A 15,312-nucleotide genomic window follows, 5' to 3' on the forward strand; every position below is an offset into this window, starting at 1 on the left:
CGAGGCTCGTGGCGGCATTGGGCCGCATCGTGAATCCAGTATCGACCTTCCCATGACGGGAAGGTCAAGGCTGATTATGCGGCCGCCGTCAGAACGCCGGCGGCGCATCGAGCATCGCCTGTCCCACCGCCTTCTGTTGATCGCCGTCGCGCGCGAGCAGCGTTTGCGCGGCGCCGCGCCGGTCTTCGGCCGCCTTGTTCTGCCCGAGCTTCCATTTGCCGACGAGCCGCGTTACCTCGATCTCCATACCGACGATCGCGCCGAGCATCTGCGCGATGTAGTCGGCGGGCGCGTCGCCCATCTTCCATGGCACCGGCTCGCCGGCTTCCATCTCGCGCGTGAGTCGCGCGACGAGACCGCGCACGAACGATTCATCGTCATGCACCACGATCCTGCCATGTGCATGCACGACCATATAGTTGTAGGTCGGCACCTGCTTGTGCGTTTCGTGTTTGCTCGGATACCAGCTCGGGGAAATATAGGCGGCCGGCCCCTGGAAGATCACGAGCGCTTCGGGATGGGTCGCGGCTTCCTGCCAGACGGGGTTCGCCCGCGCGACGTGCGCGCGCAGCACCAGACGTGACGAATCCGCCGCATCCGCCTGCGCCTCGAACGGCAGATGATTCGCATCGAGCCCGTTGGGGCCGTGCGTAATCAGCGCGCCGAACGGGTGCTCGGCGATCAGGCGATGAAGAACCCCTGGACGGTTCTCTTCGAAATGGGCGGGCATGTACATTGAAGTATTCCGAATGCAGGAGGACGAAAGAGTGGAGGCGAACGGCCAGGCTGGCGGATCGACGAATGCGCGAATCAAAAAAGCATGGCGCGCTCGCGCGAGCCGTTGGCGCGGGAACATAATGTGACAGCGACGCCGATTGTCACATCGGTGACGCGCCTGCGCGCTGTCAGCCACAATTCCCTGCTTTGTGCTTGCCTGACTAGCAAGGATACGATACAACGCGATGTTGTCGGAATCGCAATCCGCGGACTCGCTGCGCAGTGTTTCGGGAGAACCGCGCATGCACCAGGCGCTGCACACCGGCATCCCCCATAGGACTGCACGTTCCGCACTCTGAACGAATGATAAAAAATCTCCGAGAACTGTTTTGGCTTCAACGAACCTGCGCGTCGCTCGCGGGTCTGGCACTGCTGGCCAGCTGTGCGTCGACCCCCATCGCGACGCAACAACGCACCGGCTGGATCAAGGACGAAGTCGCCGACTCCTACGTATTCGGCTATCCGCTCGTGCTGATGAGCGCCGCGCGCGATGCGGCGGTCGGCACCGAGCCGGGTCAGGCGCCGTTCAACACGCTGCGTCACGCGCAGGCGCTGCCGCCGATCGGCGCGACCAATCCGCCGCAGCCGAGCCTCGACACGCTCGACTCGACCGGCTGGCTCGACCTTGCCGCCGAGCCGGTGATCCTGGCGCTACCTGATTCGCATGGCCGTTATGTCGATGCGCGCGTGCTCGACATGTGGACCAACGTCGCGTGGTCGACCGGGCCGCAGTTCGCCGCGGGCACGGGCACCGTGAAGGGCTTGCGCGCGCAGACGATCGCGTTCGTCGCACCGGGCTGGAAGGGCGAGCTGCCGAAGGGCGCAAAGCGCGTCGAAGTGCCGACGCGCAACGCATGGATCAGCGTGCGCATCCAGTCGAACGGCGCGCACGATCTGAACGCGGTGCGCAAGCTGCAGCACGCGATCCGTCTGGAGCCGCTGAGCGTGTTCGTCGGCGACGCGGAGCCGGCGGTGCCGCCGCGCGGGTACGCAAGCGGCGTCGCGGGCCCGAGCGGCACGCCGGCGCAGCAGGTCGCCGCGCTCGACGCTAGCGGCTTCTTCGGCCGTCTCGCCGACGCGTTGCCTGACAATCCGCCGACACCGGCCGATCCGCATGCGCTCAAATTTCTCGCCGATCTCGGCGTGACGCCGGGCGATCCTGTGAAGCTGCCGAAGTCATCCGATGCGCTCGCGGCCGGTCTCGCCGACGGTCGCGATCGCGTCGCGACGCCGCCGTCGAATCTGCTGAGTGCGAACGGCTGGAGCTGGTTCGGCGATGCCGTCGGCAACTACGGTCCCGACTATGGATTGCGCGCGTATGCGGCGAGCACACAGTTGGGCCTCGGTACGAAGGACGACGAAGTACGCGCGTTCGTCACGCAGGACAGCGACGGCAACACGCTGAACGGCGCGAATCGCTATGTGATCCACTTCGCGGCGAACCAGCTGCCGCCGGTGCGCGGTTTCTGGACGATCACCGCGTATACGAAGGATGGCGCGCTGAGCGAGAACGCGCCGGCGCGGCTCGCGGTTGGCGATCGCAATGGCGCGCGCCGCAATCGCGATGGTTCGCTCGACGTGGTCGTGTCGTCGACGCGCAGCCGGACCGGTAACTGGCTGCCCGCACCGCGCGCGGACATGCAGCTGGTGCTACGCCTGTATGCGCCGAAGCCGCAAGCCACCGACGGCAGCTGGCAGCCGCCGCCGGTCGTGCGGCAATGATGTGAACGGCGCGCGGGCAAACCGCGCGCCGGCCGGTTTCGTTATCTGACGCTCGCGAAAATCTCGTTCGCGGGAAAGCCAGTCAGTCAGCAGCACGAATCGTCAAGGCGGGCCTGACATTCCTGTCTAACCATTGATTCACGCCTTATACTGCCGCTTGCGGGATCTCTGTTTTTCGCGGCGGGCTTGCCGCCGCATTCCTCCACATCGAGCATGGCAAGCCTCAATAAAGCATCGTTAGCCTTCTCCATACAGACCGTGCGCGCAGTCGCGCAGTCGCGCCGTACGCGACGGATTCTCGTCGGTCTGCTGATCTTCGTCGTCCTGTTCGGCCTGCTCGGTTTTTTCGCGGCGCCGCCGCTGATTCGCCACATCGCCAGCCAGCAACTGAGCAAGCAGCTCGACCGGCCGGCGTCGATCGGCCGCATCGCGCTCAATCCGTACACACTGCGTTTCGAGGCCGACAACGTGCATATCGGCGAGCGCGGCGGCGCGGGCGACTTCGTCGATATTTCGCGGCTCATCGTGAAGCCGTCGTGGAGTTCGCTGTTTCGCGGCGCGCCCATCGTCGACGAAGTGCAGGTCGATTCGCCGCGCTTTCATATCGTTCGCCTCGATGCGCAGCACTTCAATTTCAGCGACCTGATCGAGAAATTCGCGAATCAGCCGGCAAAACCGAATAGCAAGCCGACGCAGTTCTCCGTCTCCAACATTCGTGTCGAAAACGGCCAGATCAGGTTCGACGACCGGCTGCTCGGCACGAGCCACGTGATCGATCAATGGAAGCTGGGCATTCCGTTCATCGCGACGCTGCCGTCGAAGACCGATATCTTCGTCGAGCCGTTGCTGCGCGCGCGCATCGACGGCGACAGTCAGCTCGCGATCGACGGCAGGACCAAGCCGTTCGCGGCATCGCGCGAGTCGGAAGTGTCGCTGCGCTTCAGCGAGCTCGACGTGCCGAAGCTGGTGTCTTACGCGCCGTCGAAGCTGCCGGTGATCGTGCAGTCGGGCAAGCTGTCCACCGACCTGAAGCTGAACTTCGAGATGTCGAACGACACGCCGTCGCTGCGCGTCGCCGGCACCGTCGATCTGAACGACGTCAACGTGCAGGATCAGGGCAAGGCGCCGTTTTTCGCGGCGCGCGCCGTGCATGTGGCGGCGGCATCGCTCGAACCGTTGAAGAGCATCTATCACTTCGACGATATCCGCATCGACGCGCCGAGCGCGAGCCTCGCGCGCGACAAGGACGGCGTATTGAGCGTCGAGCATATGTTCGTGCCCGCGCCGGAAAAAACCACGGCAAAGGAAACCGCGGACGCGAATGCCAACGCCAAAACCACCGCCGCCGAAAAGGCGGCCCCGCCGTTCGACGTCGCGATCAAACGTTTCACACTCAACGACGGCACCGTGAACGTACACGACGAAGCCGTGTCGCATCCGGTAGAAGCCGGGCTGCAAAACCTCGCGGTTACGCTGACCGATTTCTCGACGCTCGCGTCGGCGCCAGCGCACTACACGCTGAACACGAACCTGAAGAACAACGGCGGTTCGCTCGCCGCCGATGGCACGGTCGGCCTCGCGGCGAAGACGGCGAGCGCGAAGCTCGATCTGAAGTCGCTGAAGCTGCCGCCGTTGCAGCCGTATCTGGATACCGCGACGTCCGCGCAGGTGCTCGACGGTGCGTTGTCCGCGACGACGAATATCGACGCGAACTGGGCGAAGTCGCCGATGGCGCTGACGGTCGCGGACACGCAGCTGGACATGCAGGCGGTGAAGCTCGCGGCGCGCGGCGGCAAGACGCCGGTGATCTCGCTCGCGCAGGGCAACGTGGTAGTCAAACAGGTCGACGTCGCGGCGCGCACGGCCGACGTGACGAGCGTAGACGTAACCGGTCTCGCGGTCGACGCGCAGCGCCTGAAGGACGGCACCATCAATCTGGATGCGCTCGCGAGGGCGCATCAACAGGCGACGGAGCGCACGGCGATCCACGCGGCGAAACAAGCGCAGGCCGAAGGCCCCGCATGGCGCTACAAGATCGCCGAATTGACGCTCAAAGACGCGACCGCCGATTTCACCGACAACACGACGCCGCAGCCGGTCAAGCTGAGCTTTACGCCGGTGCAGCTGAAGGTGCGGCAGATCAGCGACGACTTGGGCCGTCCGCTGCCGGTCGACCTGCAGGCGACGTTGAACAAGAAGGGCACGCTCGCCGTGAAGGGCGACGTGACCGCGACGCCGCTAAAGCTGGCCGTCAAGATCAACGCGAACCAGCTCGACGCGGCCGCGTTCGAGCCGTACTTCGGCAGCAAGCTGAACGCGACGCTCGCAAGCGCGCTGCTGAACGCGAACGGCGATCTCGCGGTCACCCAGGCTAAGTCGCTGAAAGCGAACTTTCGCGGCGACATGGCGCTCGTCGCCGTGCGCATGCTCGACAAGGTGACGTCGGACCCGTTCGCGGGCTGGGGCTCGCTCGCGCTGTCGAACCTGAAGGCCGATTACGACGAGCACGGCACCGTCGTCGACGCGGGCCGCGTGACGTTCTCGAAGTTCTATGGCCGTGTACTGCTCGACGCGCAAGGCAAGCTGAATCTGAAGGATGTGGTCGCGCACGAGGGCGGTACGACGCAGTCGCTGACGCGCGCGACAAGAGCGGCTCGCACCCGATTCCGCTGACACCCGAGGCGGTGTCTGAGGCAGTCGCGGCGTCGGCGCCGGTCGCGGCATCTGCTGCAACGCCCGGCAAGCCTGCCGCCACGGCCGTCGCCAGCGCCACGGCCGCGACGCCGCCAGCAAACCCGGTCAAGATGCACGTCGGGCAACTGGTGTTGCAGCAGGGCCGCGTGACCTATACCGACAACTTCGTCAAGCCGAACTACACGGCGAACCTTGTCGCCATTCAGGGCACGATCGGCGCGTTCGGTACGGAATCGACGACGCCCGCGCCGGTCGACGTGGCCGCGAAGCTCGCGGCCAACGGTCCGCTGACGATCCGCGGCACCATCAATCCGCTGATCGCGAAACCGGCGCTCGATCTGACCGCGAGCGCGCACGACATCGAGCTGACCAACCTGACGCCGTATTCGGCGAAATACGCGGGCTATCCGATCACGAAGGGCAAGCTCAACGTCGATTTGCATTACAAGCTCGAGAACGACCAGCTGAACGCGAACAACCACCTGTTCATCGATCAACTGACGTTCGGCGATCACATCGACAACGACACCGCGACCAAACTGCCGGTGCGTTTCGCGATCTCGCTGCTGAAGAACTCGCGCGGCGAGATCGACGTGAACCTGCCAGTGTCGGGCTCGTTGTCGAACCCCGAGTTCAGCATCGGCGGGCTGATCTGGCATGCGGTGCTCAATCTGCTCGAAAAGGCGGTGACCGCGCCGTTCTCGCTGATCGCGCACGCGTTCGGCGGCAATGGTGAGGACCTCGGTTACGTCGAATTCGAGGCCGGCTCGGCGACGCTCACCGATGCCGACAAGCAGAAACTCGACACGATCGTGAAGGCACTCACCGACAAGCCGTCGATCCGCATGGACCTGATCGGACGCGTCGATCCGAAGGTCGACGAGCCGGCGCTGCGCACGCAGTACGTCGATCAGATGGTCAAGCGGCAGAAGATCAAGGACGCGGTGGGTAATGGTGAGAGCGTCGATCCGTCGACGGTCACGGTCGATCAGAAAGAGTACGACAAATATCTGACCAAGGCCTACAAGTCCTCCGACTTCAAGAAGCCGCACAACTTCATCGGCATGACGAAGACGCTGCCCGACGACGACATGAAGAGCGCGCTCGCGGCCAACGCGCCGATCGACGACGCGAGCTTGCGGCAACTCGCGCAGCGGCGCGCGCAGAGTGTGCAGCAGTACCTGCAAGGCAAGGTCGACAGCAGCCGCGTGTTTATCGTCGCGCCGAAGATGAATGCCGACGACATCAAGGACAAGGGTGCGACGACGCGGGTCGATTTCGGCTTGAAGTGATGGAGGAGTCGCGGCGCGGCGCGGCGCGCGAGCCGTGGCGTTCGGCGAGCCGATAAAAAAAAGCCCGACCTGAGGTCGGGCTTCAAAGTCGGCTGCGCCCTCCACAGGACGCAGCCCCTGCAAAACAGCGAGGCTGTATGCGTTGCCGCGAGGCTTAAGCAGCCAGCAGCGAGCGCAGCACGAACGGCAGAATCCCGCCGTGCTTGTAGTAGTCGACTTCAATCGGCGTGTCGATACGCAGCAGCACCGGAACGCGCTTGTCGCCGTCCTTGCCGTGGATCACGAGCGTGACTTCCTGTTGCGGCTTGAAGTCGTCGCCGAGGCCTTCGATGTCGTACGTTTCTTCGCCGGTGATGCCGAGCGACTGCACGCTATCCGAGCCCTTGAACTGCAGCGGCAGAACGCCCATGCCGACCAGGTTCGAACGATGGATCCGCTCGAAGCTGCGTGCGACCACAGCCTTCACGCCCAGCAGTTGCGTGCCCTTGGCCGCCCAGTCGCGCGACGAGCCCGTGCCGTACTCTTCGCCCGCGAACACGACGGTCGGCGTATCGGCGGCGATGTACTTCATCGCTGCGTCATAGATGGACAGCTGTTCGCCGCTCGGCTGGTGAATCGTCAGGCCGCCTTCGATGCGCGAGCCATCCGCCTTCGCCGGGATCATCAGGTTCTTGATACGGACGTTTGCGAACGTGCCGCGCATCATCACGTCGTGGTTACCGCGCCGCGAGCCGTAGCTGTTGAAGTCGGCCTTTTGCACGCCGTTTTCCTTCAACCAGCGGCCTGCCGGCGAGTCTTCCTTGATCGAGCCTGCCGGGCTGATGTGGTCGGTCGTGACCGAGTCACCGAAGATGCCCAACGCGCGTGCGCCCTTGACCGGCGCGATGCTGGAAGCCGGCGTCATCGAGAAGTCCTTGCCGAAGAACGGCGGCTCGGCGATGTAGGTCGACTTCGGCCAGTCGTAGACCTGACCTTCTTCGCCCTCGATCTTGCTCCACAGATCGCCCTTCTTCGTGAGCTGCGAGTAGTTCTTGCGGAACGCGTCGGCATCCATCGCGTACTTCAGCAGCGCGTTGACTTCTTCGCTGGTCGGCCAGATGTCGCCGAGGTAGACGTCCTTGCCGCCCTTGCCCTTGCCGACCGGCTCGGTCATCAGGTCGCGCGTGATGTTGCCGGCGATCGCGTATGCCACGACGAGCGGCGGCGACGCGAGGAAGTTCGCGCGGATGTTCGGGTGGATACGCGCTTCGAAGTTACGGTTGCCCGACAGCACCGCTGCCGCGACGATGTCGTTCTTCGTGATCGCGTCGTTCAGTTCCGGCGTCAGGTCGCCCGCGTTACCGATACAGGTCGTGCAGCCGTAAGCGGCCAGCGTGAAGCCGAGCTTGTCGAGGTACTTCAGCAGGTCGGTCTTCGTCAGGTACTCGGTGACGATACGCGATCCCGGCGCCAGCGAGGTCTTGATGTGCGGCGCGACCGTCAGGCCAGCTTCGACAGCCTTCTTCGCAAGCAGACCGGCGGCCAGCAGCACGCTCGGGTTCGACGTGTTCGTGCACGACGTGATCGCGGCGATCAGCACGTCGCCGTTCTTGACGTCGACGCCGTTGCTCGTCGTGTATTGCGCGTCGAGATCGGCGGCCTTCTTCGCAAAGCCGTTTTCGGCGACCGGCTTCGAGAACAGGTCGGTGAAGGTCGACTTCACGTGGCCGATCTCGATGCGGTCCTGCGGACGCTTCGGGCCTGCCAGCGACGGCGCGACCGTCGCGAGATCCAGCGTGACGACCTTCGTGTAGTCGATGTCGCCTTCGCCCGGAATGCCGAACAGCTCCTGCGCCTTGAAGTAGTTTTCGAAAGCCGCGATTTCCGCGTCCGTGCGGCCCGTGCCGTGGAAGAAGTCGATGGTCTTTTCGTCGACCGGGAAGAAGCCCATCGTTGCGCCGTATTCCGGCGCCATGTTGCCGATCGTCGCACGGTCCGGCACCGACAGCGAGCGCGTGCCTTCGCCGAAGAACTCGACGAACTTGCCGACGACCTTCTCCTTACGCAGCAGTTCGGTGATCGTCAGCACGAGGTCGGTCGCAGTCACGCCTTCGATCAGCTTGCCCTTCAGGTGCACACCGACGACGTCCGGCGTCAGGAAATACACCGGCTGGCCGAGCATGCCTGCTTCGGCTTCGATACCGCCCACGCCCCAGCCGACCACGCCGATGCCGTTGATCATCGTCGTATGGCTGTCCGTGCCGACCAGCGAATCCGGGTAGTACACGGTGTCCGCGCCGTCGGCCTTCTTGTGCACGCCGCGCGCGAGGTACTCGAGGTTCACCTGGTGAACGATGCCGACGCCCGGCGGCACGACCTTGAACGTGTCGAACGCCTGCATGCCCCACTTCATGAACTGATAGCGCTCGTTGTTGCGCTGGAATTCCAGCTTCATGTTCAGGTCGAGCGCGTTCTTCTCGCGGAAGTGGTCGATCTGCACCGAGTGGTCGACGACCAGATCGACCGGCACCAGCGGCTCGATCGATTTCGGGTTCTTGCCGATGGCCTTCGCGACGCCGCGCATCGCGGCGATGTCGGCGAGCAGCGGCACACCGGTGAAGTCCTGCAGCACGACGCGTGACACGACGAACGGAATTTCGTCGACGCGCGCCGCGGTCGGCTTCCAGTTCGCGAGTTGCGTGACATGTTCTTCGGCGACTTTCTTGCCGTCGTAGTTGCGCAGCACCGATTCCAGCACGATACGGATCGAGACCGGCAGGCGGTCGATCTTGAGGTTCAGAGCCTTGCCGAGTTGCGGCAGGGAGTAGAACTTGCCTTTGCCGGAACCGCTGTCGAATTCCTTGAGCGTTTTGTGGAGGTTGTGGGCCATGGTGTTTTCCTTGGTTTGGATCGCGGAACTACAGTACTCAACCTAGATGACGTACAGATCGACGTATTCATTGACCGGCGTCGCTTCGAGCTTGGCCTGGTCGAGCGATACGTCGAGAATCGCCAGTTGTTGCTTGACCGGAAAGCGCCGCGCGAGGTTGGTCTTGAACTTCTCGACCAGCAACGGAATACCGTCTTCACGACGGCGCTTATGACCGATCGGGTATTCGACTACGACTTCACCGAACTTCGACCCGTCGTTGAATTCGATCGTCAGTGCGTTGGCGATCGACCGCTTCTCCGGGTCGTGATAGTCCTTCGTGAACTGTGGGTCTTCGACGCATTCCATCTTCGCGCGCAATGCATCGATACGCGAGTCCTGCGCGACTGAATCTTCGTAATCGGCAGCCGTCAGACGGCCGAAAATCAGCGGCACCGCGATCATGTACTGGATGCAATGATCACGGTCAGCCGGATTGTTTAGCGGACCCTTTTTATCGATGATGCGAATCGCCGCTTCGTGGGTGCGGATCGTGATGCGGCGAATGTCTTCGACGCGCCGGCCCTGCGCGGCGAGCTGCACATGCAGCGCGAGCGCGGCTTCCACGGCGGTTTGCGCGTGGAACTCGGCCGGAAACGAGATTTTGAACAGCACGTTTTCCATCACGTACGAGCCGTACGGACGCTGGAACTGGAACGCGTTGCCGTTGAACAGCACGTCGTAGAAGCCCCACGTTTTCGCGCTGAGCACCGACGGATAGCCCATCTCGCCGGTCTTCGAGATCAGCGCGAGGCGCACGGCGCGCGAGGTCGCGTCGCCGGCGGCCCACGATTTGCGCGAACCGGTGTTCGGCGCATGACGGTAGGTGCGCAGCGCCTGCCCATCGACGAGCGCCTGCGATACCGCGTTGATCAGCTCGTCGCGCGTAAGGCCGATCAGCTGGCCGACCACCGCGGTCGACGCTAGCTTGACGAGCAGCACATGATCGAGCCCGACCTTGTTGAACGAGTTCTCGAGCGCGATGCAGCCTTGAATTTCGTGCGCCTTGATCATGGCGATCAGGACGTCTTTCATCGTCAGCGGCGCTTTGCCGGCTGCGATGGCGGTGCGCGAGAGCCAGTCGGCCGTCGCGAGAATGCCACCGAGGTTATCGGACGGATGGCCCCATTCGGCGGCGAGCCAGGTGTCGTTGAAATCGAGCCAGCGGATCATCGCGCCGATGTTGAAGGCCGCCTGAACCGGGTCCAGCTGGAACGACGTGCCCGGCACCTTCGCGCCGTTGGGGACGATCGTGCCTGCCACGATCGGTCCCATCAGCTTGGTGCAGGCTGGGTAGGTAAGCGCCTCAAGTCCGCAACCGAGCGTGTCGATCAGGCAATGACGCGCGGTTTCCAGCGCGAGCGCGCTGTCGATCCGGTAATCCAGCACGTAGTCGACGATATCGGCCAGGACGGCGTCCGGGGCGGGTCGTACGTTGGAGATCGGGGCGGACATCGGGGGCTTCCCTGGCGGCGAAAATCAGTTGCCGGTCTTGTTGATCGCGTTCGATTGCGTTGCAGCCGGCGCGCCCTCTTCCATGGCGACCGTCTTGCACTCGTCGGCGAGACGCGAGCTGTCCTTGTCCTGGAACAGCATGGCCTTCGTCGGGATCACGACGAGGTCCATGCCGGATGCTGCGTCGTGGAAGCGGTCGGCGCCCGTCGTGGTCGCTTCGCGCGGCAGGTTGTAGTTCTTGTTCGCCCAGTGAACCGTGACGATCTGGTCACGCTTCATGTCGCCTTTCATTTCGAAAGCAAGGCCGTCCTTGCACGCCCACTTTTCAGCGCCTTCCGGGATCGGATCGACCTTCGCTTCCTTCGCCGGATTCGGCTTGCGCTTGATCAGGCGGCGCGGCTCCGGGCGCTTCGCGACGGCCTTGGTGGCCGGCTTCTTCGTGGTGGTGGCCGTGTCCGCAGCGGTGGCGTCAGTCGCGACGGTCAGCATCGTCGTGGACAGGGCGCCAATCATGGCGGCGATCATCAGCTTTTTCATGGAGAAAACCTTTCTATCAAAATCAGTTAAACAGTGCGCGGACGACCGGTCCGGCGGCCGCGCGGGTTGAACTGCACGCGCTGTGGAGCGCGCAGCGATCGCTATTTTCTCCTATTTAGCGGCACGTACTTTAAATTCTCGGGTCCGGTGTAATTCGCGCTCGGGCGGATGATCTTGTTGTCGACGCGCTGCTCGATGATGTGCGCGCTCCATCCTGCCGTACGCGAGATCACGAACAGCGGCGTGAACATCGCGGTCGGCACGCCCATCATGTGATACGACACCGCGCTGAACCAGTCGAGGTTCGGGAACATCTTCTTCGCGTCCCACATCACCGATTCGAGCCGTTCGGCGATCGAGAACAGTTTCGTGTTGCCCGCTTCCTTCGACAGCTTCTTCGCGACTTCCTTGATGATCTTGTTGCGCGGGTCCGAGATCGTGTAGACCGGATGGCCAAAGCCGATCACGACTTCCTTGTTCTCGACGCGGCGGCGGATGTCGGCTTCGGCTTCGTCAGGCGTCTGGTAGCGCGACTGGATTTCGAACGCGGCTTCATTGGCGCCGCCGTGTTTCGGGCCGCGCAGCGCGCCGATCGCGCCGGTGACCGCCGAGTACATGTCCGAGCCCGTGCCCGCGATCACGCGGCCGGTGAACGTCGACGCGTTGAACTCGTGCTCCGCGTACAGGTTCAGCGACACGTGCATCGCATCGACCCACGCCTTCGACGGCTCGACGCCATGCAGCAGATGCAGGAAATGCCCGCCGATCGAATCGTCGTCGGTTTCGACCTCGATGCGCTTGCCGTTGTGCGAGTAGTGATACCAGTACAGCAGCATCGAGCCGAGCGAGGCCATCAGTTTGTCGGCGATATCGCGCGCGCCGGGGAGATTGTGGTCATCCTTCTCGGGCAGCACGGTGCCGAGCACCGACACGCCGGTGCGCATCACGTCCATCGGATGCGCGGCGGCCGGAATCCATTCGAGCGCGGCCTTCACGTTGGCGGGCAGGCCTCGCATCGACTTCAGCTTCGTCTTGTACGCGGTCAGTTCGGCCTGGGTCGGCAGCTTGCCGTGGACCAGCAGATAAGCGATCTCCTCGAATTCGCACGCCTCGGCGATGTCGAGAATGTCATAGCCGCGATAGTGCAAATCGTTGCCGGTCTTGCCGACCGTGCACAGCGCGGTGTTGCCCGCAGTCACGCCCGACAGCGCGACGGATTTTTTCGGTTTGAAGCCGCTTTGCGTTTCGTTGCCGCCTGTTGCGCCAGCGGCTTGCGTCGTCTCGCTCATGTTCCGCCTTCTCCTGTGTGCCGGCTCATCGCTGCCGTTTGAAAAACGCGTCGCTTATGCCACCGACTGTCCGTTGGCGCCCACTTGCGCAAAAAGCGACGCCGCTTCTTGTGGAACAGCGCGGCCGGTGGTTTGCGCGCGGCGCAGCACCGACCAGTAATAGCGGTAGCTCGCACGGTCGTGCAGCGTATCGCCGTGACGCGTCGGGCCCCAATGCGCGGACTGCGCGGCGAGCAGGATTTCGGCGGCCGTCGCGATTTCTTCGTCGCGCGGCGCGAACGCGGCGACGATCGCCTCGATCTGCGCGGGGTGGATGCTCCACATGCGCGTGTAGCCGAACTCGTTGCGGGCGCGCTGTGCGTCGTTCGCGACAACGCTCATGTCGCGCACTTCGGTGCTGACGTTGTGCGACGGCACCTTGCCGAACGCATGGCAGGCCGCCGAAATCTCGAGCTTCGCGCGCCGCACGAGCGGATGATCGAATTGGCCCGGCGAGCGCATCGCGGTATCGGGGATCGCGCCGTCGTGCGCGGAGACGAAGTCCATCAGGCCGAAGCTCAGCGCCTCGACGCCCGGCAGCGCGGCGAGTTCGAACACACGCGTAAGCGCGCCGTGGGTTTCGACCAGCAACTGCACCGGCACCGGCTGCGCGAGGCCGAGCTCGCGCCGCGTCGCCTCGATGAACGCGATCATTTCGGCGGCATCGTGAACATTGCGGATTTTCGGCAGCGTGATGTAAGCGGGTGCTCGCTTTGCGGCGCGCAGAATGAGGCGTACGTCGTCGCGCCAGTGCGCGTGAGCGAAGTCGTGGATGCGCACGCCGACGCGGCCGAAGCGGTCACGCTCGCTGCCCAGTAGCGATGCGACCAGTTCCGCGTGCTCGGCCTCGCGGCCGACCTGCGCGCCGTCTTCGCAATCGAGCGTGATATCGAACACCGGGCCGAGTTGCTGCTGTAACGCGAGCGACTTCAGCATCAGCTTTTCGCTGCCCGCGTAGTGATCGCAGGCAGGCAGCACAGCGGGCGGCGCTTCGCCCTCAAACAGCACTTCGGCGGGTGTGAGAACGCGCATCTTCGGCGTGTGGGGCGTGGTGAAAATTAAGGATGTCGGATTCGGGCGTGCTCTGCGCGAGTGCCGTCGGGCAACGGCAAAGCACGTTCGAATCAGAGGCGAATGGCGATGATCGCACGGCCATTCACACGAAAAAAACCGGAACCCGCCGCGCTGAGGCTTCGGAGTTCCGGTTCATCGGCATCAGATAGCTTAGCCGAGCAGGTGCTGAACGCCGTCGCGCTCTTCCAGCAGCTCCTGCAGCGTGCCGTCCATCTTTTCGCGCGAGAACGCGTCGATTGCCAGACCTTCGACGCGCTTGTACTCGCCGTTTTCGCAGGTCACGGGCACGCCGTAGATGATGTCTTCAGGAATGCCGTACGAGCCGTCCGACGGGATGCCCATCGTGACCCACTTGCCGTTCGTGCCGAGCACCCAGTCACGCACGTGGTCGATCGCAGCGTTAGCCGCCGATGCCGCCGACGACAGGCCGCGCGCTTCGATGATCGCCGCGCCGCGCTTGCCGACGGTCGGGATGAACGTGTTGCGGTTCCATTCTTCGTCGTTGATCAGCTTGGTCAGGTCCTGACCTTCAGCCGTTGCAACGCGGAAGTCGGGGTACATGGTCGGCGAGTGGTTGCCCCACACTGCGAGCTTTTCGATCGACGCGACCGGCTTGCCCGACTTGGCGGCCAGTTGCGACAGCGCGCGGTTGTGGTCCAGACGGAGCATCGCGGTGAAGTTCTTCTTCGGCAGATCCGGCGCCGACTTCATGGCGATGTATGCGTTCGTGTTGGCCGGGTTGCCGACCACCAGAACCTTCACGTCGCGGCTGGCGACGTCGTTCAGCGCCTTGCCCTGAACCGTGAAGATTTCGGCGTTGGCCGACAGCAGATCCTTGCGCTCCATACCCTTCGAACGCGGACGCGCGCCGACCAGCAGTGCAATGTCGGCGTCCTTGAACGCGACCTTCGGGTCGTCCGTGATCACGACGCCCGACAGCAGCGGGAATGCGCAATCATCCAGTTCCATCACGACGCCTTTGACGGCGGCTTGCGCTTGCGGCAGATCGAGCAGTTGCAGGATCACCGGCTGGTCCTTGCCGAGCAGGTCGCCATTGGCGATGCGGAATAGCAGGGAGTAAGCGATTTGACCTGCGGCGCCGGTGACGGCAACGCGCTTTGCGGGCTTAGCCATTGAGAAATCTCCAGGACGATGCGTTAGACGCTAGGGAAAACGCCATTCTATATGCGCGTTCAGCGAAGCGTGATGAAACACGGCGGAATTCACTGTTCGCGTGCGGGCTCGGAATTGGCGAGACCGGGCGGCGCGTTACGGCAAGACCGCCGTGCCGGAAAGCTGTACTGCGGAGCGGGACGGGATGGCCCAGGGCTTACGCCGGGCCGGGGCCGCAACTGCACGGTGCGGGCTCCTGCAAACAGCGCGTTTCGGCAAGCGTCGGGCCAGCGGGTGCAACACGGAGACAGCGCGCGAATGCAACGGATGGCGGCGAATCGAAACCTGGACTGCGTAGGGGACGGCATGGTGCAGAGTGGCTGCCGGAGCGTCGCGGCGCTGCATCAAACAG

The 15,312-nt window shown here is 63.8% G+C and carries 8 protein-coding genes and 1 pseudogene; 2 read left to right on the forward strand and 7 right to left on the reverse strand.

The features are described from left to right. Positions 1–88 precede the first annotated feature (88 nt). The gene (locus OKW39_RS36195; protein ID WP_429333096.1) at positions 89–736 is read right to left on the reverse strand and encodes an FMN-binding negative transcriptional regulator; all 648 of its coding nucleotides are present in this window, start codon (positions 734–736) and stop codon (positions 89–91) included. Between the two features lie 344 nt (positions 737–1,080). On the opposite strand from OKW39_RS36195, the gene OKW39_RS36200 reads away from it, so the two are divergent. Then, the gene (locus OKW39_RS36200; protein WP_429564822.1) at positions 1,081–2,499 is read left to right on the forward strand and encodes a DUF1254 domain-containing protein; all 1,419 of its coding nucleotides are present in this window, start codon (positions 1,081–1,083) and stop codon (positions 2,497–2,499) included. A gap of 213 nt (positions 2,500–2,712) precedes the next feature. Continuing rightward, positions 2,713–6,485, forward strand: a pseudogene (locus OKW39_RS36205) (DUF748 domain-containing protein). Positions 6,486–6,639: 154 nt separating this feature from the next. On the opposite strand, the gene acnA reads toward OKW39_RS36205, so the two are convergent. The 6 genes from acnA to OKW39_RS36235 form a co-directional block, all read right to left on the reverse strand. Beyond that, positions 6,640–9,354 (reverse strand): aconitate hydratase AcnA, encoded by a 2,715-nt coding sequence (acnA, locus tag OKW39_RS36210; RefSeq protein ID WP_429333093.1) that lies wholly within the window; start codon positions 9,352–9,354, stop codon positions 6,640–6,642. A 42-nt stretch (positions 9,355–9,396) separates the two neighbouring features. Continuing rightward, complete coding sequence (locus OKW39_RS36215; protein ID WP_429564823.1) at positions 9,397–10,848, reverse strand: bifunctional 2-methylcitrate dehydratase/aconitate hydratase; 1,452 nt, start codon at positions 10,846–10,848, stop codon at positions 9,397–9,399. A gap of 24 nt (positions 10,849–10,872) precedes the next feature. Then, positions 10,873–11,385 (reverse strand): hypothetical protein, encoded by a 513-nt coding sequence (locus tag OKW39_RS36220; protein ID WP_429333091.1) that lies wholly within the window; start codon positions 11,383–11,385, stop codon positions 10,873–10,875. Positions 11,386–11,486: 101 nt separating this feature from the next. Continuing rightward, positions 11,487–12,674, reverse strand: a complete 1,188-nt coding sequence (gene prpC / locus OKW39_RS36225) for a bifunctional 2-methylcitrate synthase/citrate synthase (RefSeq protein WP_090808268.1) — start codon at positions 12,672–12,674, stop codon at positions 11,487–11,489. Positions 12,675–12,728: 54 nt separating this feature from the next. After that, positions 12,729–13,745: an HpcH/HpaI aldolase/citrate lyase family protein gene (locus OKW39_RS36230; RefSeq protein ID WP_429564824.1), complete on the reverse strand. Its 1,017-nt coding sequence runs from the start codon at positions 13,743–13,745 to the stop codon at positions 12,729–12,731. 192 nt (positions 13,746–13,937) lie between these two features. After that, on the reverse strand, positions 13,938–14,921 hold the full coding sequence (locus OKW39_RS36235) for a malate dehydrogenase (RefSeq protein WP_090808272.1): 984 nt from the start codon (positions 14,919–14,921) through the stop codon (positions 13,938–13,940). Between the last annotated feature and the right edge of the window lie 391 nt (positions 14,922–15,312).

Source organism: Paraburkholderia sp. MM6662-R1, assembly GCF_050436245.1.
In the GTDB taxonomy this organism is placed as follows: domain Bacteria; phylum Pseudomonadota; class Gammaproteobacteria; order Burkholderiales; family Burkholderiaceae; genus Paraburkholderia; species Paraburkholderia tuberum.